The following is a 24335-nucleotide window of genomic DNA, read 5'->3' on the forward strand; positions in this document are numbered from 1 at the left end:
TACCGTACCATATGATTAATTTTAATAAGTATTATATTCACCCCTGAGATTTACAATATAGCAGGTAAAGTTATACCTACTTATGTATTAGTCATTTTGATATCTTTGTTAGTTTTTATAATATCAACTATTTATACAATGGCTATATCAAATATGAAGCTATCAAGTAAGTTAAAGTAGTAACAAAACTACTAAATTATAATTAATTTTAATTTTTAATCTAATTTTAATCTTTCTTATATTTTAGATTAATCTTCTAAACGTATTATATAACCATGATGAATGATTAATAAATACACGGAGGTAAGTCAAATGGAAAAAAACGAAATGATTGAAATTATAATTAAAAAGGCTAATGTAACTCGTGAAGAGGCGACAGAAGCATTAGAAAAATGTAACTGGGATGTTATAGATTCTATTATATATTTAGAGAAAAACGGAAAAATAAAAAGCAATACAATTGAAAATGCTACAATAATTGAAGTTAAGGAAGAAGAGCAAGAAGATCACAGAGAAGATAAAAAGAAAAATAGAAAAAAACATGAAGAAAGATATGGTGGAATTGGAGAGGTTGTTGGTAGAGTGTTTAAGTTTATAAGTAAATTTATAAAAAAAGGAAATGAGAACTGTTTTGAGGTAAAAAAAGAAAATGAAAAACCAATAAGAATATCATTAACAATATCAATACTTTTACTAATATTCTTATCTGTACCAACTATAATATTATTACTAATCGGATTGTTCTGTGGATATAAATATTCATTGTCTGGTGCTCATAATAATTATAATAGTGTAAATAATGTTTTTGAAAAAGCATCAGAGTCAGCAGATAATATTAAAAATGACTTTAAAAAAGGTTATGCAAAATAATATATTATAGTAAAGAGATTTTGAATATTTTCAAAGTCTCTTTATTTTTAGGATTATATAAAATTAAATGGTATAATTTAATATCTAAGGATATAATTATATAGGGAAACAATCTCTAACTTAAATTTATACATCAAATTTTTGTTATCAGTAACTGTTCACTCTTAACTTTTAACTAAAATAATCTGTTAGTTATTGATAAAATATTAATTTGAGTTTTATAATTTGATAAATGAATAAGTTGAAAATTTAATTTGGAACCCTATAATAAACAATTGTATTTGTGCCATAGATATGGAGGTTATTTATGGATAAACTTAAATTAATAGATAAATTGAGGGAAAAAACAAATGTAAGCTATGAAGAAGCTAAAATAGCTTTAGAAAATAGTGGTTGGGATATTTTAGACGCATTATTATATTTGGAAGAGAAGGGAAGGGTAAAAAGACCTTCTGTAAATATATTTTATACTAATGAAACAAGGTATAGTGAAAAAAAGGAAGAGAATAAGAAAAACAAAGAAAATAGATATGAATCAAATAATAATTTCCAAGGAATTTTTGAAGCTATATGTAAGTGTATAGATACATGCAATAATATTTTTTTACAAATAAAAAAGAAAGATAGGATATTTTTAAAGATACCACTTACTGTAATTATTATTCTTTTATTTTTTGCTTTTTGGATGATTATACCTTTAACAATTATTTTATTATTTTTAGACATAGAGTTATATATATATTCAAAAACTATTAATGCAGATAAAGCTAATAGAATATTAAAGAATATTTCAGATAATGTAAAAATTATAAAAGAAAAATTTAAAAAGGCGGATAGAAATGGTTAAGATTTTAATAGTTGAAGATGAAGAGAAATTATCAAGGTTTATTGAGCTTGAGTTAAGACACGAAGGTTATGAAGTAATAAAAGCTAATAATGGCAGAACAGGTCTTGAAATTGCAGAAAAAGGTGAAGTGGATTTAATTCTCCTTGATATAATGCTTCCAGAAATAAATGGTCTTGAAGTATTAAGAAGGATTAGAAGAACTTCTGATATTCCCATTATAATGCTTACTGCAAGAGATGCAGTTATGGATAAAGTATCAGGGCTTGATGCAGGAGCAGATGATTATATAACTAAACCATTTGCAATAGAAGAATTACTTGCGAGGATAAGAACAGCACTTAAAAAAAGAATAGTAACAGTGAAAAAGGATGAAGATATAATAAGCTGTGGTCTACTATCATTAGATAAAATGAGACATAAAGTAATGTATGATGAAAATGAGATAGAACTAACCAATAGAGAGTTTAATTTATTACAAATATTATTGGAAAACAAGAATATAGTGTTAACTAGAAATATACTTATGGAAAAGTTATGTGGTTATGATTATCTTGGAGAAACTAATGTTATTGATGTTTATATAAGATTTTTGAGAACAAAAATAGATGATGCTTTTAACATTAAAATAATAACTACAGTTCGTGGTGTGGGATACGTAATTAAAGATGAGTAGAAAAAATAAAACAAAAAATGTTATATCTATTGCAATAAAATTAAACTCTGTTTTTGTAAGAAATTTATTTTTAAAGTTTCTTATTATTGATATATGTATAATCGCTGGATTTATTGGAGTTTGGTGCATTGAAAATGAAATTAATTTTTATGGCGAGATTGTAAGAAATGCTCAAAGATCATTTGAATTTTATCCTATAGAAACAGCAACTTATAAAGTTATTTGGGATAATGGAAAAGTAATGATAAAAGAGGCTAGTACTTTTTTAAACCTTCTTATAAGAGTAATTAGTACTATTGGGATTGTAGAAGGAATTATGTTATTAACACAAATGATATTTGGTACTGCAAAAAATAGAAGGATTTTAAAACCACTTAATGAAATAGCAGAAGCTGCGAGCAGACTTAGTGATATGGCTTTTGATGAGCAAAAATTTCATAGTCTTGAGGATGCTATATCTAAGATAAGCCCTACCATATCTGATGAAAGAATTCATATTGGCGATAGTGAACTTCAAGGGTTAGAAGAAGCAATCAATAATTTATTAGATAGAATGAGGGATTCTTATAGGCAACAAGCACGATTTGTTTCAGATGCATCTCATGAACTTAGAACTCCTATATCTGTAATTCAAGGGTATGCTAATATGTTAGATCGTTGGGGAAAAGATGATGAAGAAGTATTAGAAGAATCTATTGTAGCTATAAAAAGTGAATCGGAAAATATGAAAAACTTAATAGAACAGCTATTATTTTTAGCAAGAGGTATTAACGGTAAAACACAGCTTAATATTATAGAATTTTCACTTAATGATATGATGAAAGAGGTTTTAGAAGAATCTAAGATGATAGATAAAGAACATGCATATGAATATATATATTCAGATAATGTAAGTGTTTATGGTGATATATCATTACTTAAACAAACAGCTAGGATATTAATAGAAAATGCAGCAAAGTATACAGATAAAGGTGAAGATATAATATTAAGAACGGGAAAAAATAATAAAGATGAACCGTATTTTTCTATTCAAGATAATGGAATAGGTATGGATGAAAATGATGTATTACACATGTTTGAACGTTTTTTCAGAGCTGATACTGCAAGAGTTAGAAAAGGTGGTACAGGGCTAGGACTTTCAATTGCTAAATGGATTATTGATAGTCACAAAGGATACTTTAGTGTTTTAAGCAGGAAAGATATAGGTACAAGAATAACTGTATTTTTACCTAAAAGATAGTAAAATATATTAAGAAATTAGAAGTAAAGAGCTATAGTTGAAACTAAACAGTTAGTTTTAAAAAAATATGTTTTAATATAATTGATATTTTTAATAATTTTAAGGGAAGTCTATTTGACTTCCCTTAAAATTATTAAAAATAATGTTAGTTACTTTTTTCAAGAATAATTGTTGCTTCATTACCATCTACAGAAGTAAATAATACTCCACCGTTTCCTTTTATATTAGATATGATATTGAATATTTTCCAACCTTCTTTACCATAATCATTTAAAGTTTTTTCCAAATCTTCTGCACTATTTAAATCAAATCTCCATTTAAAAACTTTATATTCGTACATTATTGTGCCTCCCCTTTAATTGTCATTCATTACAATATATTTACAGAATAATTATAACATTGAATCATATTAAATGTATACAATTAAAGAAATATTTGCATGTATACGTTAAAAATGTATTATCTTTTAGAGCGTATTATATATTATATTAATTATAAAGTTTTTTAGCTTTAATTTGAGATTATATCTTATATTATTAATTTAAAATATTGTTTCACTTGTATTTAAATTATATTTAAGTAATAAATTAAATGATAATATAATTATAATATTAAACAGGATAAAAATTTGTTATTGTAGCTTTTAAAGTTCCTTTTCCACTGTTAATATATACATGCTCATGTGATGCTAAAAAACTTATTGAATCATTAGGAGTTAGTTTATAAGTAGCACTATTTACTTCTAAAGTTAATTCACCTTCTAACACCATAATATATTCCTCTGATTTTTCAGAGTGACCTACAGATTTATAAGTACAATTTTCATCTAGTTCAATTTGAAAAAGTTCAAAATTACGATAAGGTGTATTAGTATAGTAACAATATACTCTGTAATGTCCTTCCTCGCTAAGTTGAATATCAGTATCATTCTTTTTTATAATTTGAGTATCATGTTCTTTTTGCTCAAGTAATGAAGTATAAGGAACTTTTAATCCATTAGCTATTTTCCATAAAGTATTTATAGTGGGATTAGTATCTCCTTTTTCTATTTGAGATAACATAACTTTGCTTACATTGCATAAGCCAGCAAGTTGACTTAAACTTAAATTTCGCTCAGTTCTAAGATTTTTTAAGTTTTCTGCAATAATAAAATTTATATTCATTAAAGAAACCTCCAATAATCGTATTGACAATTATAATTAACATAAGTAAAATAGAATAAATGTTAAATATATTTAACATTCGTAAAGTATTATATATCAAAGAGTTAAAAGAATCAACAAAAATTAAATATTATATTTTAAATTTAAGAGGAGGAGTTATTATGATAACAAGAGAAGAATCATGGGAACTACTTACTAAATACAATAAAGAGGTATTTCATATTCAACATGCTTTAACAGTTGAAGGAACTATGAAATATTTTGCAAAAGAATTAGGGTATGAAGAAGAAGCGGACTTTTGGTCAATAGTTGGTTTACTTCATGATTTAGATTTTGAAATGTATCCAGAAAATCATTGTAGTAAAACACAAGAGATTATGAGAGATTATGGTCTTGATGAAAAACTAATAAGAGCTGTAGCAAGTCACGGTTACGGTCTTTGTGCAGAAGAACAACCAAAACCAGAGCATGAGATGGAAAAAGTATTGTTTGCAGTAGATGAACTTACAGGATTAATAGGTGCAGCAGCAAGAATGCGTCCATCAAAAAGTGTTATGGATATGGAACTTTCAAGTCTTAAGAAAAAATTTAAGGATAAAAAATTTGCAGCAGGATGTTCACGTGATGTAATTAAACAAGGTGCAGAAATGCTTGGATGGGAACTAAATAAACTGCTTGAAGAAACAATTATGGCTATGCGCTTTTGTGAAGCTGATATTAATAAAAAAATGGAAGAATATATGAATAATTAATATATAATATATAGTTATTAAAAGGGGCTGTTGCAAAACTAACTAGAGGTTAGAGGAGTGATATGGCCCCATTTTGCTTGTAATTGCTAACTAGTAACCATTTTAGGGACTGGCTAGCTTTTCTTACTTATGGTAGCTAGAGTTAAATAGTTGGTTTTTATTTTATAGAGCTACACTATTCGTGCCTGTCCCATTTGTTACGGTGCCACACATTGAACATATTACATATCTTTGATTAAAAGTTAAAAGTGACTAGTTATTACTAGTAACTTTTTTACTAGTAATGATGAACATGCTTTTCTAGGACCGGCTTTGTTTTATATAGATTTTATTACTGAACTTACGATTTAACTGAAAAATAATTTATGGAGAATATATTTTGTATAGAAATTCAGTTAATTTTATATGTGAAACTTAAGGTTTAATGTTTTTAGCTAAAAGAAACTGACTATTCGGTTTCATCAATTTGATATATAACTAAAAATCAAAATATTATATACATATTATTTTATTAGTAAATTATAGTATATACTATGATATTTAGGTGCAAAATAAGAGAGAAGGTTTCAAAATAATTAATGAATAATACATTATAAATTAAACATTGATTTTTAAAATGTAAGGACGGTGAGCTAATGAAGAATATATATACAAAGCACTTAAAAACTGTATATATACTAATAGTATTTTTAGTGTTAGTAGCAGTTTCTTCTATAATAATTTTAGATAAAAACAATAAAGTGGAGCCAACTTTTGCTGTGCAAAGTAATATTGTAAATAATATTATTCCTAAGCCTTTAAACTATGAAAGTGGTGAAGGAGCATTTACTCTTACAAAAAATAGTTCCATATATGTAAAAGGAAATACTGAAGAAGAAACAGAAGAAATTGTTAAAATCGCAGAGTTTTTAAAAGAAAAATTAAAACCTTCAACAGGTTTTGATTTGAAAATTGTTAAGGGCAATAATGTTCCATCAGGAAGTATATATTTAACCACTGTAGGTGCAAATAAAGATAAGGGAAATGAAGGTTATGAAGTAATAACTACCCCTGAAAACGTTAAAATTATAGGATACAAGCCAGAAGGTATTTTTAGAGGAGTTCAAACTCTAAGACAATTATTACCGGCAGATATTGAAAAAAATACTGTGGCTGCTGATGTAAAGTGGACTATTCCAGTTTCAACTATAAAGGATAAACCAGAGTATGAATATAGAGGTGTAATGATTGATGTAGCTAGACATTTTTTTACTGTTGATGAAATTAAGCGTCAAATAGATCTTGCAGCTCAATATAAAATAAATAAGATACATTTACATCTTAGTGATGACCAAGGATGGCGTTTAGAAATTAAAAAATGGCCAGATTTGACTAATATAGGTGGAAGTACACAAGTAGGAGGAGGACCAGGAGGATATTACACTCAAGAACAATTTAAAGATTTAGTTAAGTATGCAGCAGAAAGATATATAGAAATAGTTCCTGAATTTGATATGCCAGGTCATACTAATGCAGCACTAGCTTCTTATGGATTTTTAAATAAAGATGGGAAAAAGAAACCTTTATATACAGATACAAAAGTAGGATTTAGTTCGTTAATGACTGATGATGAAAAAACATATGAGTTTATTGAAGATATAATAAGAGAAGTTTCTGAAATATCACCTTCTAAGTATATACATATAGGAGGAGATGAAGCAGATAGTACTAAAAAAGAAGATTATGATTATTTTGTAGGAAGAGTATCTAAAATAGTTGAAAAGTATGGGAGAACCGCAATAGGCTGGGATCCAATTGATACATCATCAAAGATAAACTCAAGTGTGATATTACAAAATTGGAAAGATTCTAATGAAGCAGCTAGAGCAAAAAATATGAAAATGATTATTTCAATTGCAGAAAAAGCATATTTAGATATGAAGTATAACGAAAATACTCCATATGGATTAGATTGGGCAGGATATATTCCAGTTGAAACTGCATATAAATGGGATCCTACAGATTATGCTCCAAAAGAATTAGTTTTAGGTGTGGAAGCACCATTGTGGACAGAAACAATCTTAAATACAGAAGCTATGGATTATATGATATATCCAAGATTATTAGGTTATTCTGAAATAGGGTGGACACCTAAAAGTGCTAGAAATTGGGATGAGTATAAAAATCGATTGAAAAGTCAAGGAGAAAGAATGAATAATCAAGGAATAAATTATTATAAAGATGAGAATATATGGACAGTAGAGAAAAAGTAAATAAAATTTTTTATATAAAAAAGACAGGTTTTTATGGCCTGTCTTTTAATATTAAAAACACTATTAGATTTTTTCTTCCCACCATCCAAAGGAAACCGTCCCTTTAGCAGGTTCATTTGGGTTTTCTAGATTTGATAGAAACACAATAAATGAGCCGCCAGGTGGGAAAATAAATTTTCCATCTTCTTCAGCTACGATTGTAGTATCAGGCGGTGCTGTTCTAATATAGGCATTAACACCTTCAATAGGTTTGTCTATAACATCAGTTGCTTGAAGCAGATCTACTCTTGGACTAGGCAATGGACAAAGAGCTGTATTTGATGGGGTAACAAACTCTGATACATATGGTGAACCAGGTAGATTTGAATTAAACCATATTTGTACATTTATTGGATATTTACCTGAATTAGTAACTGTCCATACATAAACATGAAGATTAACTCCTGAACAACTAGGATTTATTAAACCTGCCCATGCACTAGTATTATTGCCAAAATCTAGTTCATCTGAATGTCCTACAAAATACTTACCTTGAAGGGAAAGATATAAAGGATAAGGCATACTAGCAACTTGAGTTATTGGATTAGGCAGTAAAATAGAATTATTACAATTATTTATATATTTCATCACGTTTATAACTCCTATTAAAATATTACAAGTAAATAGATTTTAAAAGTTATTAAATAAACTTAAATTGGAGCTTGTTTCTCTATATATACCTGTATATTTAGTATATGGAATCAAATTTGTAAGGGTTACCACGAAAAACTTTAATTTAAATAATTTTAAGCTAGATAAAAGCCTAGTAAATACAACTTACTAAGCTTTTATCTAAAATTTTTTATTAATTAATTTTTTTCAATCCACCATCTACAACCTGGTAAGTAACAGAGTTACTTTTTGGAAGAGAAAACTGGGTTTCTTTATTAATTATTTCTAGTCTATTAGATGATTCTAAATGTGTAAGAGTGATTAAAGATCCTTCTTCAAGATTTACTGTTTCACTATTTTTAGAATAGTTATTAGTTCCAATAAAGTTCTTAGAATATACAGTTTCTTTTTTGCTGTTTTGAATCAAAATTGAAGTATAAATGTCTGAAAAATAGCTATGAACAATACCATCTGATATGTTTATTGTTGCTTGATTTTCAGTTAAATTCATGTTCATTTCAGCAAAAGCTCTATCAGCATATCCTTTAAAAACTGTATTAAACTCATTACCATAATATATTGGATTAGATGGGATTGGAATTTCATCTTCTGAAGATTTAACTAATCCAGTATCAGTTATTTTATAAGTTATAATTGTATCTTTATCTAATTCTAGCTTATTAATTGTATTAGTAATTATTAAGCGGTTATTTGGCTCTTTATGCTTTATTGCTAAATAATAGCCTGTTTTTAGAGGAATATCTTTTACAAGAGCATCATTTCCCTTATTACCAATAAAGTCTTTTGTATAAACATCATTTCCTTCAGCATCTTTAATTGCAACTGAAGTATAACTATCTGTAAAATAAACATGTGGTTCACCTTTTTTTATATCAATATTAGCTTGTTTAGATGCTAAATCTAAATTTAATTCTGCAAAAATCCAATCGCCTAAGCCTTTAAAAGTAATATTAAATTTTTCACCTAAGTAAGGATTTTTACTAGGATTTGGTATATCACTTTCATTAATTGATTCTAATTTATTTTTCATAATTTTATATGAATTAACAGCATTTTTATTAAGTGATATATTTTTGGTATCATTATTTACAAAAAGTCTATTTGAATGTTCTCTATGTTTTATAGTGATATAATATCCTTCTTGTAAAGGTATATCTTCAACTGAGTTATTATTTGTTTCGCTTCCTATAAAATCTCTAGAGAAAATAGTTGAACCATTTTTGTCTTGAATTAATATAGATGCATAACTATCTTTAAAGTAATAGTGTGGCATTATATTTTCCACTGTAAGTTTACCATTTAGATTTTCTAAATCTAAATTAAGCTTGGCAAACAATCTATCACTATAACCTTTAAAATCAAATGAGAATGCAGAGCCTTCGCTTTCGTCTTCATTAGTTGTTGGATTCTCTTTTAAAAGCTCTTTATATTTAGTTAACATTTGTGTTTTTAGAGGTTCTGTTAAAGAGTTAATAGTTAGTTTTAATTCTACTTTTGATTCTGCACAATTACTTTGGCTCAGTAGTTTATTTTCATAAATTTTAGAAGCAAAAGTATCTATTGATGTAGCAAGTTCTTGATTTAGATTTTGACTTAAATTTTCATTTTTAAGTCCTTGGGAAGTAACTACTAAAGTATTAGTTTTATTATTAGTAAGTGTAGTTTTATTATTTTTAATTTTTAACCTTGAAGGTTCAGCATGATATAATCTTATTTTATAACCTTCTTTTAAAATTTGACTACTATGCTCTAAAGTTGTGTTTGTACCGTTCATTACTTTTGAGTAAGTAATATTTCCATTAGTATCTAAAATTTCGATTTTACCATATTGTTCATTAGGAAAATAGCTATGAGGGTCCTTAGAAGTTACCTCAATGTTTAAGTGTTGATTTTCTAAATCAACATGAGCACTGGCAAATTTATCATCGCCTAATCCTAAAAATTCAATTTCCTGATTAAGTAATACGCTCTTTGTACGTAATTTATAATTTAAAGTTACGTTATTATTAGATTCCTTAACTTTTAAATAATGGGTATCAAGTGTATAACATTTATTATTAGTATTTGTTGAATAAATTGTATAAATACCAATTGGAAGTTGACCTAATGAAATACTAGGTGATGTAATAGAAACTTTCTTTACTTCTTTTTCTCCATTCATTAAATAAATAGTTTGATTTTTTATTTGATTAAAATCATCAATTTTAATGTTTAAAGTTACGTTTCCAGTTAAGCCAGTTCTAGCTAAATCATCTGTAGTCACTAATGATAAAGGAGTTTCTAAATTTAATGTTTTTTGAATTTCAGAAACTTTGCTAGTAGGAACAACTTCATTTAAAATTGCAACAGGCTTATAATTTTGATAACGATTTAATTCTTTTTGCCAATCACTCATTTTACCCTTAAATGACTCAATAACTGGTGTAAAATCAAGTTTACTTATTTCTCCATAAGCTTTGCTAAGTAAATCAAATTGATTATAATCACTAATGTTAAATCCATTAGAGTTAGCTAATTTACGGTATTCTTGATTAAAATGAGTAAAACTATCATCTCCGGCTTTATTTTTTAAAAGTATAAAACCATAAAGTTGTTCTCTTAGGCCCCAAGTGTTAAAGGCTGATTGGTTTTTGTGCAACAAATTATCTATATTGCTATCAACAATGTTTTTTCTTCCATAATCATATAACCAACCGTTACTATATATTCCTGAACCTAAATTTTTTTGCTGAAAACTATGAGCATAAATATTATTCCATACTTCTCCTCTTGTAAAGTTATCTTGGTATCCATGACCAATCTCATGTAATGCCCCCCAACCTTTTGATAACCAAAAACTAGCTACAGAATCTGATGTTTCAGCTGTATGGTTACCACCATAATAACCACCACCAGGTCCACTTATATCAGCTTTTATAAAGTATTTGTTAGGAATATTTTTATTAGTTTTAATATTAGTATCAAAACTAATTCCAGATAATTTATTATAATATGTGAAAATATCACGATAATAAAGGATTAATTCATCTATAGAAGAAAAGTCTCTCATTCTCTTCATAAATGCTTTATCCTTTTGAGGTACTAGTAATTGAAAATAATCGTCTACTACTAAAGCAAAGGGAGCTGAAGTTCTATCCCATTGAGAAAAAAAGTCTTGTTGATTTTGACCTTTTTTATAGATAGGTAACGTTTGCATATTGTTACTTATTGTATATTCTATTTTAGGTTTTTCAGTTCCGTTATATATAGTATCTACAAAAGGTACAGAACTGTAAGGAACTGATACGGTAATTTGTGTTTGATTAAAATTACGGGATGTTTCATGCTTATTGTTATCATTTAACAACCGTAAAGTTAAATTTCCTTTAAAATTAGGATTTACTTGTTTAATAGTTAATTGGACATTTGCAGGTAAAATAATTCCTAAGTCTTGACGGTCATGGCCTAGTCCTTTAGAAAAACCAGTTTGTCTAAGCCAAGTAGGATCTTCTAATATATAAAGTTCCTTTTGTTTTACTTCATTAGCATAAACATTTATTGAATTTCCTAAAGTAAAGCCAATGAATAATAATTGAATAATTAAAAATTTCACAAAACTCTTCATTTAATATCATCTCCTTATAATAAAATAATTTCCCTAATATTCTTGGATGAGTATAACATAAAAATACATAATTTAAATATAAAGGGAATGAATAGGTTTAATTTTAGAATAAATAGATTAAAAAAATATCCAGAAATATAGGTAAATAAGCTCAGATTTAAATTTAAATAAACTTACATTTGTTTCGGGGGAGTAACAAATAATCCATAAATAAATTTAAATTAAAACTTAGAATCCTACATTACAATAATATTTTCGAATAGTATTTTAAAACATTTAGTTTACATAATTAAAATTAAGTTATTTAAAATATTGTAAACTAAAAAATAAATGAAATTAGTAAAGAATAACATAAATATTAGCATATTATTTTAAGTTATATTTAACAATTATGTTTATTATTAATTTTTTTGTAAAAATATATTTAAATTATGTATAATAAATATATGAATTAATAAAGGTGGTGATATTATGGAGAAAATATTAATTGTTGAAGATGATGAAGACATTAGAAAAATTTTAAAGATTTATTTAGAAGGTCAGTCTTATGAGATTTTAGAAGCTGAAAATGGATATGAAGCTATGAAACAAATAGATAATAAACTAGATTTAATTATCTTAGATTTAATGCTTCCTGATATAGATGGACTTACTATTTGCAAAAATATAAGAAAAAAATATCGTTTTCCTATTATAATGATTACAGCTAAAAATGCAGATCAAGATAAAATATTAGGATTAAGTTATGGTGCTGATGATTATATTACAAAACCATTTAATCCATTAGAAGTTATTGCTAGGGTAAAAGCACAACTTAGGCGTTATAATCAATATGGAGATAATGAATTTGATATTGATAACTCAGATAAAATCTATTATAAGGGTCTTATATTAAACAAGAAAAGCAAAAATGTAAATGTCAATGGAGAAGATGTCAAGCTTACACCAACTGAGTTTAAGATTTTAGAGGTTTTATTAGATAGAAAAGGACAAGTTTTAAATGGAGAGGAATTATTTCATTTAATTTGGGATGATGAGTATTTCTCAAAATCAACTAATACTATTACAGTACATGTTAGAAATTTAAGAGAAAAAATAGGTGATTCTTCTGAAAAACCGCAATATATTAAAACTGTATGGGGGGTAGGTTACATAATTGAAGCGTAAGAAGTGGAACTGGAATTTTTATATTATTGCATTTATAGCATATATATTTGTACTTATATTTATTGATGCTTATTTAGAAGGAAGTGTAGCAGAGTATTTTGTAAGAACAATTCTTGATGATAGAGAAGAAGCATTAAGTATACGCGGATTTCATATTATAAGGGGGAGTTTTAGATGGGACAGATTAAGAGATATATTAATATTTCTTGCTGTTGGAGGATTTTTAATTTTAGAAATATGTGTTCATTTTGCTTCTAAAATATCAAAGAATAAACAAAATAAAAAAATTTTAGAGCAAGTTGAAGAAAGAATAAGTTTATTTCAAAATGGAGAAAATCCAAGTGAAGTTCAAGAGTTTAAGGTGATTGATATGGAAATTAAATCAATTTTAAATGAGAAAGAAAAGATAAGACAACGTATAGAAATGGAAATACAAAAGAAAAATGATTTAGTTACATATCTTGCCCATGATTTAAAAACACCATTAACTAGTATTATTGGCTATCTTAATATTTTAGAAGAATCGGAAGTAGCTGAAAATATACGTAAAGAATATTTAAAAAGAGTGCTGGACAAGGCATATCATTTGGAGGATTTAACTAATCAATTTTTTGATATTACAAGATTTAATCTTCAAGATATCCCTTTAAATAAAACAGAAATTAATGGAGAGTTTTTTCTTGAACAAATAACTGATGAATTATATCCGTTACTATTACCAAAACAATTGAAATTAGATTTGAATGTTTCATCAAATCTTAGAATTTATGGTGATGGAACACTTTTAGCGAGAGTTTTAAATAACTTATTAAAAAATGCAATTAGTTATAGTAATAATGATTCAATTATTAAGGTAACTGGTAAAGAGGAAAATAATTCAGTAATTATAATTGTTGAAAATGATGGAGATATAATATCTAAGCAAGAACTCGAGCTTATATTTGAAAAATTTTATCGTCGAGATAAGGCTAGAAGTCAATCATCTGGTTCAGGTTTAGGGCTTGCTATTGCAAAAGAAATTGTTGAACGACATGATGGAATATTAAAAGCACAAAGTTTAAAAGGACATACTAAATTTATTATTCATTTACCAAAATCTTTATAAAATCTTTATAAAATCTAAATAGATTATAAATAAACCTTTGTTCAATCATTGATAAACTAATGTTAGAACAAAGGTTTATTTATTTTAGGAGGAATAACATGGAATTAAGAATTGATAAAGTGACAAAAGAATTTAAAGATTTAAAGGCTGTAAAGGATGTTGATTTAAATTTTACACCTGGGATATGGGGGCTTTTAGGACATAATGGAGCTGGAAAAACAACACTTATGAAAATGATGGTAGGAAATCTAAGACCTAGTAAAGGAGAAATACTTTTTGATGGTCATTCAATCTCTAGTTTAGGTGGAAAGTATTTAGATAAAATAGGTTATCTGCCTCAACATTTTGGTTATGATAAAAATCAAACCGTAGAGGATTTTCTAAAATATATAGCTTCTTTAAAAGGAATTGATAAAGAATTAAGAAATAAAAGGATTATAGATTTGTTACAACAGTTTAACCTATCTGACGTAAGACGTAAAAAAGTAGATAAGCTTTCTGGAGGTATGAAAAGAAGGGTCGGCATATGTCAAGCAATGTTAAATGATCCGGATATTTTAATTGTTGATGAACCAACAGCTGGTTTAGATATTGAAGAAAGAAAAAACTTTCGTCAATATTTAACAACAATTAGTAAGGAAAAGATTATTATTTTATCTACTCATATTGTTTCTGACATAGAATTTATTGCAAACTATCTTATACTTATGGAAAAAGGAGCAATTATTGAATATGGAGAAAGTAATGCTTTAATTAATTCTATTGATGGTATGGTTTTTGAAGCATTGGTAAGAGAAGAAGAGGTTCATATGTTAGAAAAGAAGTATAAAGTAATGAATTTTAGAAATGAAGGAGATGGATTAGTAGCAATTAGATATATTGCAAAAGAACCATTAGAAAATAGTGAAAAAGTGAAACCTAATCTTAATGACTTTTATCTTTCAAAAGTAAAGGAGGTTAAATAATGGATTTGTTTATTTCTGAATTTAAACGTCAAATAAGTGCAAAAAGATTTATATTATATGTTTTAATTCCTATAATTTTTGCTGTTTTATGGGCTTGGTTTATTATAGGAGGAGCTACAGCAGATTTTATGCAAACAGGGTGTTATAAAGAATATAAAGGCAAAGCAGCAATAGAAATTGCAGCTAAGGATAGAAATGTTACTGCCGGAAAAATGACTGAAGGTAAATTTCAAAAAGGGCGTGATACATTTGTTAATGCATTAAGAAGTGATGATGAAAGTGATGTAAAAATTACTAAAGATTTATTACAATATGCTGTTTATGCTGATAGTTTAGTAATGCAGAATATTCAATTGAAAAACATTAGGGGAGAATCTATAAATGGATATGCAAAACTTCCTGAGAATGCAGGAAAAAGTTTTTATGAAAATGAAGATATATGCTATGAGTATATGATGAATTTAAAGTTGAAAAATGAAGCTGAAAAAGAATTAGCTTTAAAAATGTGGAATGAAGTAGAAAAACCATACACTTACTATGGAGGTTCTGAGGTTTGGAGTGAGGGTATTGAACATATACAAATTTTTACTTTTGTTCTTTTAATAATAGCTGGATTCTTTTCAAGTGGTATTATTGCAAGGGATAAGGAAAGTGGTTTAGATGAAATTATATCCACAACTAAAAAAGGAAGAAAAAATTTATTATGTCCCAAACTTTTGTTACCACTAATTATGGCAGTTCTAATATATACTGTGGGAATGGGAACATATGTAGTAATTTTAAAGCATTATCTACCAGCAGATGCCCTTCAAACATCAGCTCAAGTATTTATGAAAACAGTGTTGCCTTATAATTTAGGGGAACTTATGAAAAATATAATTATTTTTGGATTAATAGGAACAATTACTATTTCTGCATTTACCACTTTCATTTCATCTATAAGTAAGAAAACTTCAATAGTAATGAGTATTATAGTGCTAGTGATTATTAGTGGATTTATATTATCTGTATCCATGGGTTTAAGCAATCCAATACTAAACTTTATTAATTTTATTTTACCAGGTAATGTAATATTTTCTTTTTTAAATATTGGGGTGCCTGTGGTTTCTATTTTTGGCAAAGCAATATTATCTTTTAAACTAAACTTAATAATAAGTTTATTACTAATTTTAATTAGTTTCATGTTGACTTCATGGACTTACGTTAGGAGGGGAATAAAATGTTGTTTCAAGAAATAAAACGCCGCTTATTTACAAAATATGTTTTATTCTCTGTGATTGGAATTTTAATTATTACATTAGGTTTAAATTTTATGTTAATACATGATGAAAGAGAGATTAATTATAATTTTCAACAAGAGGCTTTTTATGAAGGTGATATTAAAGAAGATGAGGTTTTAGTTGCACTTAAAAAAGTTCGTGATGAAAAATCTGAAGAATCACGATATACATCTCAACTATATATTATTAATAGTCTTGTTAATACTTATCCAGGTATTTTATATACTGAGAATAAAGTTAAGGATTTTCCAGATAAATTTGCAAAAGATTTTTATCAATGTTGGAAATATAAGTTTGAGGCATTAATTAAGAAACTTCCTTCTTCACAACAAGAAATAGCTAAGGAGAAATTAAATCAAGTTAAGATTCCATTTAAGCAATATTATGGGCATCAAATATATCCTTTTGTACTAGGAAACATTCAAATCATTTATATGATAATTGCATTTCTAGTAACATTTTTTGCAGCAAGTACTTATTCAGAGAGTTTTGAAGATGGTAGTATGGATATTATTATTACAACAAAATTTTATAAAAAAAATATGTTCCTAAGAGCTTTACCAGCAATTATTTATGGAGTTTTATTGACTATAATAACTACCCTAGGAACAGTATTTATAATAAGTTCTAAGTTTGGATTTAAAGGATTAAAAAGTAGTTTTAAAATGATTTCATTATTTTCTTATGGTAATTTTACAATAGGACAAACTATATTAATTATGGCAATAGCAGAAGTTATAGGGGTTTTTGCGTTATCTACGGTAATGGGATATTTATCTTTAAAATTAAAGAAAACCACTGCAGTTATAGCTATAGGTGTTGGTTTAAATATGTTTTATATAATTGTAAGTAAGTTTATGTCATTTTCAACAAATTTAATAAAATATTTACTAAATGCAATTCCTATATCTACTCATCAGGTATTTATCAGTATGAATGAATTTTCTTTAGGTTTCAGAATTTGGGAACCATATGAAATTATGATTGAAGTATTAATAGTATTTATAATCTCTTTTATAGCATTAACTTTTGCCATCAATAGAAAGGAAGTTTAAAAATGAAGAAAAAATGGAAATTTATATATGGTTTTATTATAATAGTTTACACTCTTATCTTACTTGATATTTTAATATTTAAGTACTTAGATAATCCATTGCAGCTAATTACAGGGAATCATCCAGATTATCGAGGAATGAATCTTATTTTATTTAAAGATATTTGGGATGCTAAGTGTTCTGTAGGTTATAATAAAAATTCAATAATAGGAAATATTTTGTTATTTGTGCCACTTCCTATACTTTATAATATAGTTATAAAAGATAATTGGAAAAAATCTTTACTGTTATCTTTTGAAATTAGTGTAATTGTGGAATTAACTCAATATATATTTAGAATAGGGGCATTAGATATAAATGATGTTTTTCTAAATACATTAGGTGGTCTTTTAGGAATTATTATTTATAAGTTTGCAAAAAAGTATTTCCTGAGAAGTGTGTAGTAAAAATAATAGGAATTTTAGGTGGATTAGCAGGGATTTTAGTTGTTGCATTAGATACTCTTATATATATTTATAATTAATAAGTTTTATAAAGTTAATAAGATAGGACTTAAACGTTCTATCTTATTTTGTTTTATATGGAAAATAAGGATAAAATTATACGTATTAAAAAGTGAAAAAATTTACTTTATAAAAACATAAGTTGAAATTTTATAATAAAGTAAAATTTTTGTAAATATAAGTCTAATATATGTGATATTTTGTAAATTATGTTACAATAAATATTATATAAAATACAATTCAATGAAAAATAGTAGCACGTATAGTATTTGCAGTATGTTATATAGGTAATATATCATATATTAAAGGAAGGATTGTGATTAATGAAATATATAAAAAAAATACCCAATTCCGATAAAGAGTTAAGTAACAAATTAATAAATGAAGGATGGAAAAAACTAAAGGAACCATCTAATTTAGCTATGGCAACTTTACTCTCAGTGCCTTTCATGTTTATAAATGGAATCATTTCTGTTGCTATTGCATTTTATTTGTATCCACCGTTAAAAGAGTTTTTTAGTAGTACCCATAGTTTTAGTATTGAATTCAAATTAGATTCATTTTCGCTAATATATATTGGTGTGATTTTATTGTTTATGACAATACATGAATTTCTACATGCTTGTTTCATACCTAATGTATTAAAGTCAGATAAAACATATTGGGGTATTAATGGAATTTGTGGATTTGTTTTTACTACTGAAAAAATAAAAAAGAACAGGTTTTTAATTATTTCTATTATGCCATTCATTTTATTATCAATTCTATTACCTTTCATTCTTAATATTTTTGGATTATTAAATTGGTTTACTATATTTTTATGTTTAATAAATGCAATGGGATCATGTGTAGATTGTTTAAACATATGTATTGTAGCAATTCAAGTTCCAAAGGGTTCATATATTGTGAACAATGGGTTTGAAACATATTTTAAGTAAGTTTTAATTATAAGAATTATAGGGAAACAAGCTCCAATTTAAATTTATTCAATAACTTTAAAATATTTTCATACAAGATATAGTGTTGAATTCTAATCGATTCAGAGCATGTCTCACTATTTGGGGTATCCAAGTTTTGGAATGGATAATTTTAAGAGTCATATTATTATGTTGACATAAGAAAATAAAATAATAAAAGAGTTTAAATAAGGATTATATTTGTCTAAAATGAATATTTCAAGTCAGATTTTAATCCTTTTAAGGAGCATGAAATGAAAATCGATATATTTACAATTTTACAAATCCCATCAAATAGTAGTTTTAGCGAAGTGAAAATGCGCTATAATAACATGAATAAAATGGGGTTTCACACTCAAAATACAATAAAAGCTAGTTATAAAGAGTATTGCAAAAATCATAAAAGAGATATTTTCCTTTTTTATATTAAAGAAATAAAACTTATGATAAAAGTTTTATTTGGTATAGGAATTGCCACTGTTCCTATGTATATGACATATATGGAAGGGTTTAAAGGGCAACGCCAATTTGTATTGATTTTATTTTGCAGTATTTATTTATTTTTTGCTGGTTGGGGAGTAGAAGCTCTTTCATGTGTTCAATATGAAAAAATTAAAACAATCCCATTAATAGGTACTAAACTTTACATTATTTTAAAATTAGGTATAGGTATTGCTATTGGTGGTTTAGTTGCATTATTTCAGCTTTTTTTCACGTATTTTTGCAAGATAGACTCTATTAAGTTAGAAAATTATATATGTAAAAATATATTCTGGAATTAGAAAAAAGTTTTGACAACTAAATTATAGTTAGATATATAATACTGTATAAATAGTTTTTCAGGAGGTTTATAAGTATGAAAGATAAGTTGAAACATTATACTATTTTTGCAGGTGTAAATGGTGCAGGAAAAACATCAATGTATAAGTGTATGTATTTAAGTGAAAATAGAGATGAAAAAAGAATAAACACTGATGAAATGGTGGAAAAAATCGGCTCATGGAAAGATAATAAGCTTCAAATAAGATGTGCAAGAGAAGCTGTTAAATTAATAAAGACTTATATTTTGGAAGGAACATCATTTAATCAAGAAACAACTTTATCAGGTAAAAGTATTATTAATAATATAAAGAAAGCAAAAAATAATAATTTTTATATTGTAATGAATTATATAGGTGTAGAAAGTCCTGAGGTTGCTAAAGAAAGAGTTAAAATAAGAGTTAGTAAAGGTGGACATGGAATACCAGATGAGGCTATTGAAAGAAGATATTATGATTCGCTAGAAAATTTAATAGGTTTAATTGAGTTATGTGATGAAATAAATATTTATGATAATACATATAAACTTAATGAAATAATGAAATTTCAACATGGAAAACTTATATGGAGTAATAAAGAGATGCCAAAATGGTCAAGAAAAATATTAAGAATAGCTAGTAAAATGTAGTCAATTTGCTAGCTATTTTTATGTAAAATATTATAGATATATTTCAATATAATGAAGCCTGTATCTCTATATAATAATATATAAACTTAGGAACAAACATATATTTACAATAATCAATAAGCTATAATAAAATTATATATTAGATATTAAAAAGAGGTGAAATATTTATGAAAAATAAAATTCTACTTATTGAAGATGATATAGCTATTAGTGAAATGGTTGAAAATTATCTAAGAAAAGAAGGGTTTAATATAACTACTGCTTTTGATGGTGAAGAGGGATTAGTTAAATTTTTGAATAATTCTTTTGATTTAATTATTCTTGATATAATGATGCCTAAACTAGATGGAATGGAAGTTATGAAAATTATTAGAGAAAAAAGCGTAATACCTATCTTAATTATGTCAGCAAAGGATAGTGATGTTGATAAGGCTATAGGGTTAGGATTAGGTGCTGATGATTATATTGCAAAACCATTTTCTATGGTAGAACTTTCTGCAAGGATTAAGGCGATGATAAGACGTGCAACCCAATATGATAAAAATGATGAAAAGGAAGATATTATTAATGTTAATGATATAACTATTGATTTAAATAGTTATGTAGTTACTAAAAAAGGTGTAATTATACAGCTAACTTCAAAAGAATTTAATATTTTAAAGTTGTTTATATCTAATCCTAATAGAGTTTTTACTAAGGCACAAGTCTATAATTTTATTTGGAATGATGATTATTTTGGAGATGATAATGTAATAAATGTACATATGAGAAGATTAAGAGAAAAAATAGAGGACAATCCTTCAGAGCCTAAATATATTAAAACACTATGGGGAATAGGCTACAAATTAGGAGAATTTTAATATGATTATTTTTTTATTAGTAGTAATAATTATTTTATTATATATAATTTATTTTCAATATAAATCAAAAAAACATAGGAGTATAAATCTAAAGTATATACATGAAAAATTAAATAGTGTTATAGCTAATAATACCAGTGAAAAACTTTTGACTTTTACTGATGATAAAGAATTAATACATATATTAATAGAAATTAATAAGCTTTTAGAACATAATCAAAAAATACAGGCAGATTACTCAAAGGTCGAAATAGCAATGAGAAAAATGCTTTCAAATATTTCTCATGATTTAAAAACCCCCCTTACAGTGGTTCTTGGATATATTGAAACAATAAATCTAGACAAGAACATAAGTAATGAAGAGAGGGAGATTTTATTAGTAAAGGTAGAAAATAAAACAAAAGAGGTAATGGAGCTTATTAATAAGTTTTTTGATTTAGCTAAGCTAGAATCAGGAGATAAAGATATTCCTCTTACAAGAATTAATATGAATGAAGTTTGTAGAAAAAATATATTAAATTTTTATGATATATTAATAAACAAAGGTATTGAGGTTATTATTGATATTCCAGAAAAGAATATGTATTCTTTAGGAAACGAAGAGGCATTAGATAGAATTATAAATAATTTAATATCAAATGCTATCAAATATGGTAGTGAAGGAGGAGTTTTAGGACTATCCTTAAAAAGTGATGAAAAGTATGTATATGTAGAAGTTTGGGATAAAGGTAAAGGAATTAATGAAGTACATAAAGATAGGGTTTTTGAAAGAATGTATACTCTTGAAGATTCAAGAAATAAATTGTATCAAGGTGGAGGTCTTGGACTTACAATAACTAAAAGACTTGTAGAAAAATTAGAAGGGGAGATTTTTTTAGATAGCAAACCTTTTGATAGGACAAGCTTTACAGTAAGATTAAAGAGAATAAATTATTAACCAATATATACAGAAGTTAATAACAAATTGTTCCATTTGTGATAGATGCAAAATATTCATTGGTCAGGAGAATTAGACAGTTAAAAGTAATAAATGAAAAGAAAAATAAAAATACAACTTAAGAATTTTGTAAGATTTAAGTAATAAAAAAGAGAAGTTCAATTACTAAAATATAAGTATAGGAACAGTAATTGAAAGGAGAATTTATCATGTCTTATATATTAAAAACTAATAATTTAATAAAAACATATAATGGCAAAGAGGTTATATCCAATGTAAGTATGAATATAAAAAAAGGTGAGATTTATGGTTTTTTAGGTCCAAATGGTGCAGGTAAAACCACTATTATGAAGATGATAACAAATTTGATTAAACCTACAAGTGGTGAAATTGAGATTTTTGGTGAAAAATTAACTAATACCTCTTATGAGATTTTGAAAAGGTTAGGTACTATAATTGAGTATCCTGTATTTTATGAGAAACTTACAGCAAGAGAAAATTTAGATCTTCATTGTGAGTATATGGGTTATTACGATAAGAAAGCAATTGATAAAGCATTAGAACTTGTAAATTTAAAAAATATTAATAATAAACCAGTTAAGGACTTTTCACTAGGTATGAAGCAAAGACTGGGAATAGCAAGGGCTATAACTACAAAGCCAGAACTATTAATATTAGATGAACCTATCAATGGACTAGATCCCATAGGTATTAAAGAATTAAGAAATCTATTCAAAATGTTAAGTAAGGAGTATGGTATAACAATATTAATTTCTAGCCACATATTAGGTGAGATTGAACAAATGGCAGATACCATAGGAGTTATAAATAATGGAAAATTAATAAAAGAAGTTTCTATGGATAGCATTAGGAAAAATAATACAGAGTACATAGAACTAGTTACAAATGACTGTAAAAAAGCAACTTATGTTTTATCAAATACTCTTAATATATCTAATTTTAAGGTTGTAGATAATAACTTAATAAGAATATATGAAGATAATATATCTCAAAGTGTTATATTAAAAACTTTGATTATAAATGATATAGTTATTAAAGAGATAACTACTAGAAATATTTCTTTAGAAGATTACTTTTTAAGCTTGCTGAATGGAGGTACTATTAGTGCTTAAATTAATAAAATTAGAAATGAAAAAAACTAAAGTTAGATACGTTAAAGGAGTTTTAATTTCAAATTTAGTTATAATGGCTTTATTAGCAATAACAATTTTTGGAGCAATAGGTGAAGGAAATTTAGAATTTACTAGATATACTTTTGTTTTTCAATGGTTGACTCCATGATAAGAGCTACTTTTATAATATTTGCTTCAGTGCTTCTTGCAAAGCTTATTATTGAAGAATATAAAAATAATACAATTACAATTCTATTTATGTATCCTATAAATAGAAAAAAACTGATTATGGCAAAGCTAATTATTGTAGCATCATTTACTTTTGTAACTACAGTTTTATCAAATATATTTATAGATTCTGCTTTATGTATAATTAATAATTTTTATAACTTTACTACAGATAAAATAACAGTTTCTTTAATAATAAACAGTTTTAGAAATATTTTCATTAGTGGATTACTTTCTGCTGGTATATCTCTAATACCTTTATACTTTGGTATGAAAAAGAAATCTGTACCTACTACAATAATATCTGCAATTATAATAGTATCTATTGTATGTTCAAATGGTAATGGTATTTCATTAAATTCCATTATTGCAGTACCAATAACTCTTGCTCTTATAGGGGTATTTATTGCATATTTATCTATAAAAAACATAGAACATGTAGATATTAATAAATAAGATATTAGTTTATATTTATAGATAAGTTTTAGCCGTATTACTAAGTAAGTAATACGGTTTTTAGTATTATAAAAAGGGTATAAGTTTAAGATAAAATGTACAATTTGAATAATTATAACTAATCTGTTTTAAACTAATATAGAAAATAAGATATTAATAAAGTGAAAGTT

24 protein-coding genes are annotated in these 24335 nt (G+C 26.1%); 20 read left to right on the top strand and 4 right to left on the bottom strand.

Translation table 11 applies throughout. The features are described 5' to 3' along the window. Window positions 1-312 precede the first annotated feature (312 nt). The 4 genes from CSGHG_RS14465 (at window position 313) to CSGHG_RS14480 (ending at window position 3630) form a co-directional block, all read left to right on the top strand. A complete protein-coding gene (locus CSGHG_RS14465; RefSeq protein WP_010296745.1) occupies window positions 313-870 on the top strand; it encodes a UBA domain-containing protein in 558 nt (185 codons plus the stop codon). A 307-nt stretch (window positions 871-1177) separates the two neighbouring features. Next, a complete protein-coding gene (locus CSGHG_RS14470) occupies window positions 1178-1717 on the top strand; it encodes a UBA domain-containing protein (protein ID WP_010296747.1) in 540 nt (179 codons plus the stop codon). Further along, window positions 1710-2390: a response regulator transcription factor gene (locus tag CSGHG_RS14475; protein ID WP_010296748.1), complete on the top strand. Its 681-nt coding sequence runs from the start codon at window positions 1710-1712 to the stop codon at window positions 2388-2390. The genes CSGHG_RS14470 and CSGHG_RS14475 overlap by 8 nt, the downstream gene beginning before the upstream one ends. Continuing rightward, a complete protein-coding gene (locus tag CSGHG_RS14480) occupies window positions 2383-3630 on the top strand; it encodes a sensor histidine kinase (protein ID WP_010296750.1) in 1248 nt (415 codons plus the stop codon). The genes CSGHG_RS14475 and CSGHG_RS14480 overlap by 8 nt, the downstream gene beginning before the upstream one ends. Before the next feature lie 145 nt (window positions 3631-3775). Here CSGHG_RS14480 and CSGHG_RS14485 read toward each other — a convergent pair whose 3' ends face one another. Both CSGHG_RS14485 and CSGHG_RS14490 read right to left on the bottom strand, forming a co-directional pair. Further along, on the bottom strand, window positions 3776-3970 hold the full coding sequence (locus tag CSGHG_RS14485) for a DUF4177 domain-containing protein (protein ID WP_010296755.1): 195 nt from the start codon (window positions 3968-3970) through the stop codon (window positions 3776-3778). Between the two features lie 271 nt (window positions 3971-4241). Beyond that, window positions 4242-4793, bottom strand: coding sequence for a helix-turn-helix domain-containing protein (locus tag CSGHG_RS14490; RefSeq protein ID WP_010296757.1), 552 nt, complete (start codon window positions 4791-4793; stop codon window positions 4242-4244). Window positions 4794-4954: 161 nt separating this feature from the next. Here CSGHG_RS14490 and CSGHG_RS14495 point away from each other — a divergent pair, with 161 nt between their 5' ends. Beyond that, entirely contained in the window at window positions 4955-5545 is a 591-nt protein-coding gene (locus tag CSGHG_RS14495) for an HDIG domain-containing metalloprotein (protein WP_010296759.1), read from the top strand. Between the two features lie 635 nt (window positions 5546-6180). Beyond that, window positions 6181-7797, top strand: a complete 1617-nt coding sequence (locus tag CSGHG_RS14500) for a beta-N-acetylhexosaminidase (protein ID WP_010296761.1) — start codon at window positions 6181-6183, stop codon at window positions 7795-7797. A gap of 63 nt (window positions 7798-7860) precedes the next feature. On the opposite strand, the gene CSGHG_RS14505 is transcribed toward CSGHG_RS14500, so the two are convergent. Beyond that, window positions 7861-8424, bottom strand: a complete 564-nt coding sequence (locus tag CSGHG_RS14505) for a DUF6143 family protein (protein WP_010296763.1) — start codon at window positions 8422-8424, stop codon at window positions 7861-7863. Between the two features lie 217 nt (window positions 8425-8641). Continuing rightward, the gene (locus CSGHG_RS20980) at window positions 8642-12073 is read right to left on the bottom strand and encodes a putative mucin/carbohydrate-binding domain-containing protein (protein WP_010296765.1); all 3432 of its coding nucleotides are present in this window, start codon (window positions 12071-12073) and stop codon (window positions 8642-8644) included. Window positions 12074-12541: 468 nt separating this feature from the next. Between CSGHG_RS20980 and CSGHG_RS14515 the strand changes: the two genes are divergently transcribed. The 14 genes from CSGHG_RS14515 (at window position 12542) to CSGHG_RS20990 (ending at window position 24165) form a co-directional block, all read left to right on the top strand. Then, window positions 12542-13240 (top strand): response regulator transcription factor, encoded by a 699-nt coding sequence (locus CSGHG_RS14515; RefSeq protein ID WP_026022376.1) that lies wholly within the window; start codon window positions 12542-12544, stop codon window positions 13238-13240. Beyond that, window positions 13230-14345 carry a sensor histidine kinase gene (locus tag CSGHG_RS14520; protein ID WP_010296769.1) on the top strand — a complete coding sequence of 372 codons (1116 nt, stop codon included), beginning with the start codon at window positions 13230-13232 and terminating at the stop codon, window positions 14343-14345. Before CSGHG_RS14515 ends, CSGHG_RS14520 begins: the two co-directional genes overlap by 11 nt. A 98-nt stretch (window positions 14346-14443) precedes the next feature. After that, window positions 14444-15310: an ATP-binding cassette domain-containing protein gene (locus CSGHG_RS14525; RefSeq protein WP_010296772.1), complete on the top strand. Its 867-nt coding sequence runs from the start codon at window positions 14444-14446 to the stop codon at window positions 15308-15310. Continuing rightward, window positions 15310-16548 (top strand): ABC transporter permease subunit, encoded by a 1239-nt coding sequence (locus tag CSGHG_RS14530; protein WP_010296775.1) that lies wholly within the window; start codon window positions 15310-15312, stop codon window positions 16546-16548. Before CSGHG_RS14525 ends, CSGHG_RS14530 begins: the two co-directional genes overlap by 1 nt. Continuing rightward, entirely contained in the window at window positions 16530-17645 is a 1116-nt protein-coding gene (locus tag CSGHG_RS14535) for a hypothetical protein (RefSeq protein ID WP_010296779.1), read from the top strand. The genes CSGHG_RS14530 and CSGHG_RS14535 overlap by 19 nt, the downstream gene beginning before the upstream one ends. A gap of 2 nt (window positions 17646-17647) precedes the next feature. After that, the gene (locus tag CSGHG_RS20985) at window positions 17648-18088 is read left to right on the top strand and encodes a VanZ family protein (RefSeq protein ID WP_010296781.1); all 441 of its coding nucleotides are present in this window, start codon (window positions 17648-17650) and stop codon (window positions 18086-18088) included. Between the two features lie 383 nt (window positions 18089-18471). Beyond that, entirely contained in the window at window positions 18472-19086 is a 615-nt protein-coding gene (locus CSGHG_RS14545; protein ID WP_010296783.1) for a DUF3267 domain-containing protein, read from the top strand. Between the two features lie 272 nt (window positions 19087-19358). Continuing rightward, window positions 19359-19886 carry a hypothetical protein gene (locus CSGHG_RS14550; protein ID WP_010296785.1) on the top strand — a complete coding sequence of 176 codons (528 nt, stop codon included), beginning with the start codon at window positions 19359-19361 and terminating at the stop codon, window positions 19884-19886. 74 nt (window positions 19887-19960) lie between these two features. Further along, window positions 19961-20551: a zeta toxin family protein gene (locus CSGHG_RS14555; RefSeq protein ID WP_010296789.1), complete on the top strand. Its 591-nt coding sequence runs from the start codon at window positions 19961-19963 to the stop codon at window positions 20549-20551. 167 nt (window positions 20552-20718) lie between these two features. Continuing rightward, on the top strand, window positions 20719-21411 hold the full coding sequence (locus CSGHG_RS14560; RefSeq protein WP_010296792.1) for a response regulator transcription factor: 693 nt from the start codon (window positions 20719-20721) through the stop codon (window positions 21409-21411). 1 nt (window position 21412) lies between these two features. After that, window positions 21413-22348, top strand: a complete 936-nt coding sequence (locus tag CSGHG_RS14565) for a sensor histidine kinase (protein WP_010296795.1) — start codon at window positions 21413-21415, stop codon at window positions 22346-22348. A 209-nt stretch (window positions 22349-22557) separates the two neighbouring features. Further along, the gene (locus CSGHG_RS14570) at window positions 22558-23481 is read left to right on the top strand and encodes an ABC transporter ATP-binding protein (protein ID WP_010296797.1); all 924 of its coding nucleotides are present in this window, start codon (window positions 22558-22560) and stop codon (window positions 23479-23481) included. Beyond that, window positions 23474-23650, top strand: coding sequence for a hypothetical protein (locus CSGHG_RS24375; protein WP_235700158.1), 177 nt, complete (start codon window positions 23474-23476; stop codon window positions 23648-23650). The genes CSGHG_RS14570 and CSGHG_RS24375 overlap by 8 nt, the downstream gene beginning before the upstream one ends. After that, complete coding sequence (locus CSGHG_RS20990; protein ID WP_235700159.1) at window positions 23647-24165, top strand: ABC transporter permease; 519 nt, start codon at window positions 23647-23649, stop codon at window positions 24163-24165. Before CSGHG_RS24375 ends, CSGHG_RS20990 begins: the two co-directional genes overlap by 4 nt. The last annotated feature ends 170 nt before the right edge of the window (window positions 24166-24335 follow it).

The organism is Clostridium senegalense JC122, from assembly GCF_000285575.1.
In the GTDB taxonomy this organism is placed as follows: Bacteria; Bacillota; Clostridia; order Clostridiales; family Clostridiaceae; genus Clostridium_J; species Clostridium_J senegalense.

Excerpts from the sequence above, each read along its gene's own strand:
- CSGHG_RS14495 (WP_010296759.1), top strand. The coding sequence starts at position 4,955 with ATGATAACAAGAGAAGAATCATGGGAACTACTTACTAAATACAATAAA.
- CSGHG_RS14535 (WP_010296779.1), top strand. The coding sequence starts at position 16,530 with ATGTTGTTTCAAGAAATAAAACGCCGCTTATTTACAAAATATGTTTTA.
- CSGHG_RS14505 (WP_010296763.1), bottom strand. The coding sequence starts at position 8,424 with ATGAAATATATAAATAATTGTAATAATTCTATTTTACTGCCTAATCCA.
- CSGHG_RS14550 (WP_010296785.1), top strand. The coding sequence starts at position 19,359 with ATGAAAATCGATATATTTACAATTTTACAAATCCCATCAAATAGTAGT.
- CSGHG_RS14490 (WP_010296757.1), bottom strand. The coding sequence starts at position 4,793 with ATGAATATAAATTTTATTATTGCAGAAAACTTAAAAAATCTTAGAACT.
- CSGHG_RS14500 (WP_010296761.1), top strand. The coding sequence starts at position 6,181 with ATGAAGAATATATATACAAAGCACTTAAAAACTGTATATATACTAATA.
- CSGHG_RS14560 (WP_010296792.1), top strand. The coding sequence starts at position 20,719 with ATGAAAAATAAAATTCTACTTATTGAAGATGATATAGCTATTAGTGAA.
- CSGHG_RS14480 (WP_010296750.1), top strand. The coding sequence starts at position 2,383 with ATGAGTAGAAAAAATAAAACAAAAAATGTTATATCTATTGCAATAAAA.
- CSGHG_RS20990 (WP_235700159.1), top strand. The coding sequence starts at position 23,647 with ATGATAAGAGCTACTTTTATAATATTTGCTTCAGTGCTTCTTGCAAAG.
- CSGHG_RS14570 (WP_010296797.1), top strand. The coding sequence starts at position 22,558 with ATGTCTTATATATTAAAAACTAATAATTTAATAAAAACATATAATGGC.
- CSGHG_RS14485 (WP_010296755.1), bottom strand. The coding sequence starts at position 3,970 with ATGTACGAATATAAAGTTTTTAAATGGAGATTTGATTTAAATAGTGCA.
- CSGHG_RS20985 (WP_010296781.1), top strand. The coding sequence starts at position 17,648 with ATGAAGAAAAAATGGAAATTTATATATGGTTTTATTATAATAGTTTAC.
- CSGHG_RS14470 (WP_010296747.1), top strand. The coding sequence starts at position 1,178 with ATGGATAAACTTAAATTAATAGATAAATTGAGGGAAAAAACAAATGTA.
- CSGHG_RS14465 (WP_010296745.1), top strand. The coding sequence starts at position 313 with ATGGAAAAAAACGAAATGATTGAAATTATAATTAAAAAGGCTAATGTA.
- CSGHG_RS14555 (WP_010296789.1), top strand. The coding sequence starts at position 19,961 with ATGAAAGATAAGTTGAAACATTATACTATTTTTGCAGGTGTAAATGGT.
- CSGHG_RS14475 (WP_010296748.1), top strand. The coding sequence starts at position 1,710 with ATGGTTAAGATTTTAATAGTTGAAGATGAAGAGAAATTATCAAGGTTT.
- CSGHG_RS14525 (WP_010296772.1), top strand. The coding sequence starts at position 14,444 with ATGGAATTAAGAATTGATAAAGTGACAAAAGAATTTAAAGATTTAAAG.
- CSGHG_RS14530 (WP_010296775.1), top strand. The coding sequence starts at position 15,310 with ATGGATTTGTTTATTTCTGAATTTAAACGTCAAATAAGTGCAAAAAGA.
- CSGHG_RS20980 (WP_010296765.1), bottom strand. The coding sequence starts at position 12,073 with ATGAAGAGTTTTGTGAAATTTTTAATTATTCAATTATTATTCATTGGC.
- CSGHG_RS14545 (WP_010296783.1), top strand. The coding sequence starts at position 18,472 with ATGAAATATATAAAAAAAATACCCAATTCCGATAAAGAGTTAAGTAAC.
- CSGHG_RS14565 (WP_010296795.1), top strand. The coding sequence starts at position 21,413 with ATGATTATTTTTTTATTAGTAGTAATAATTATTTTATTATATATAATT.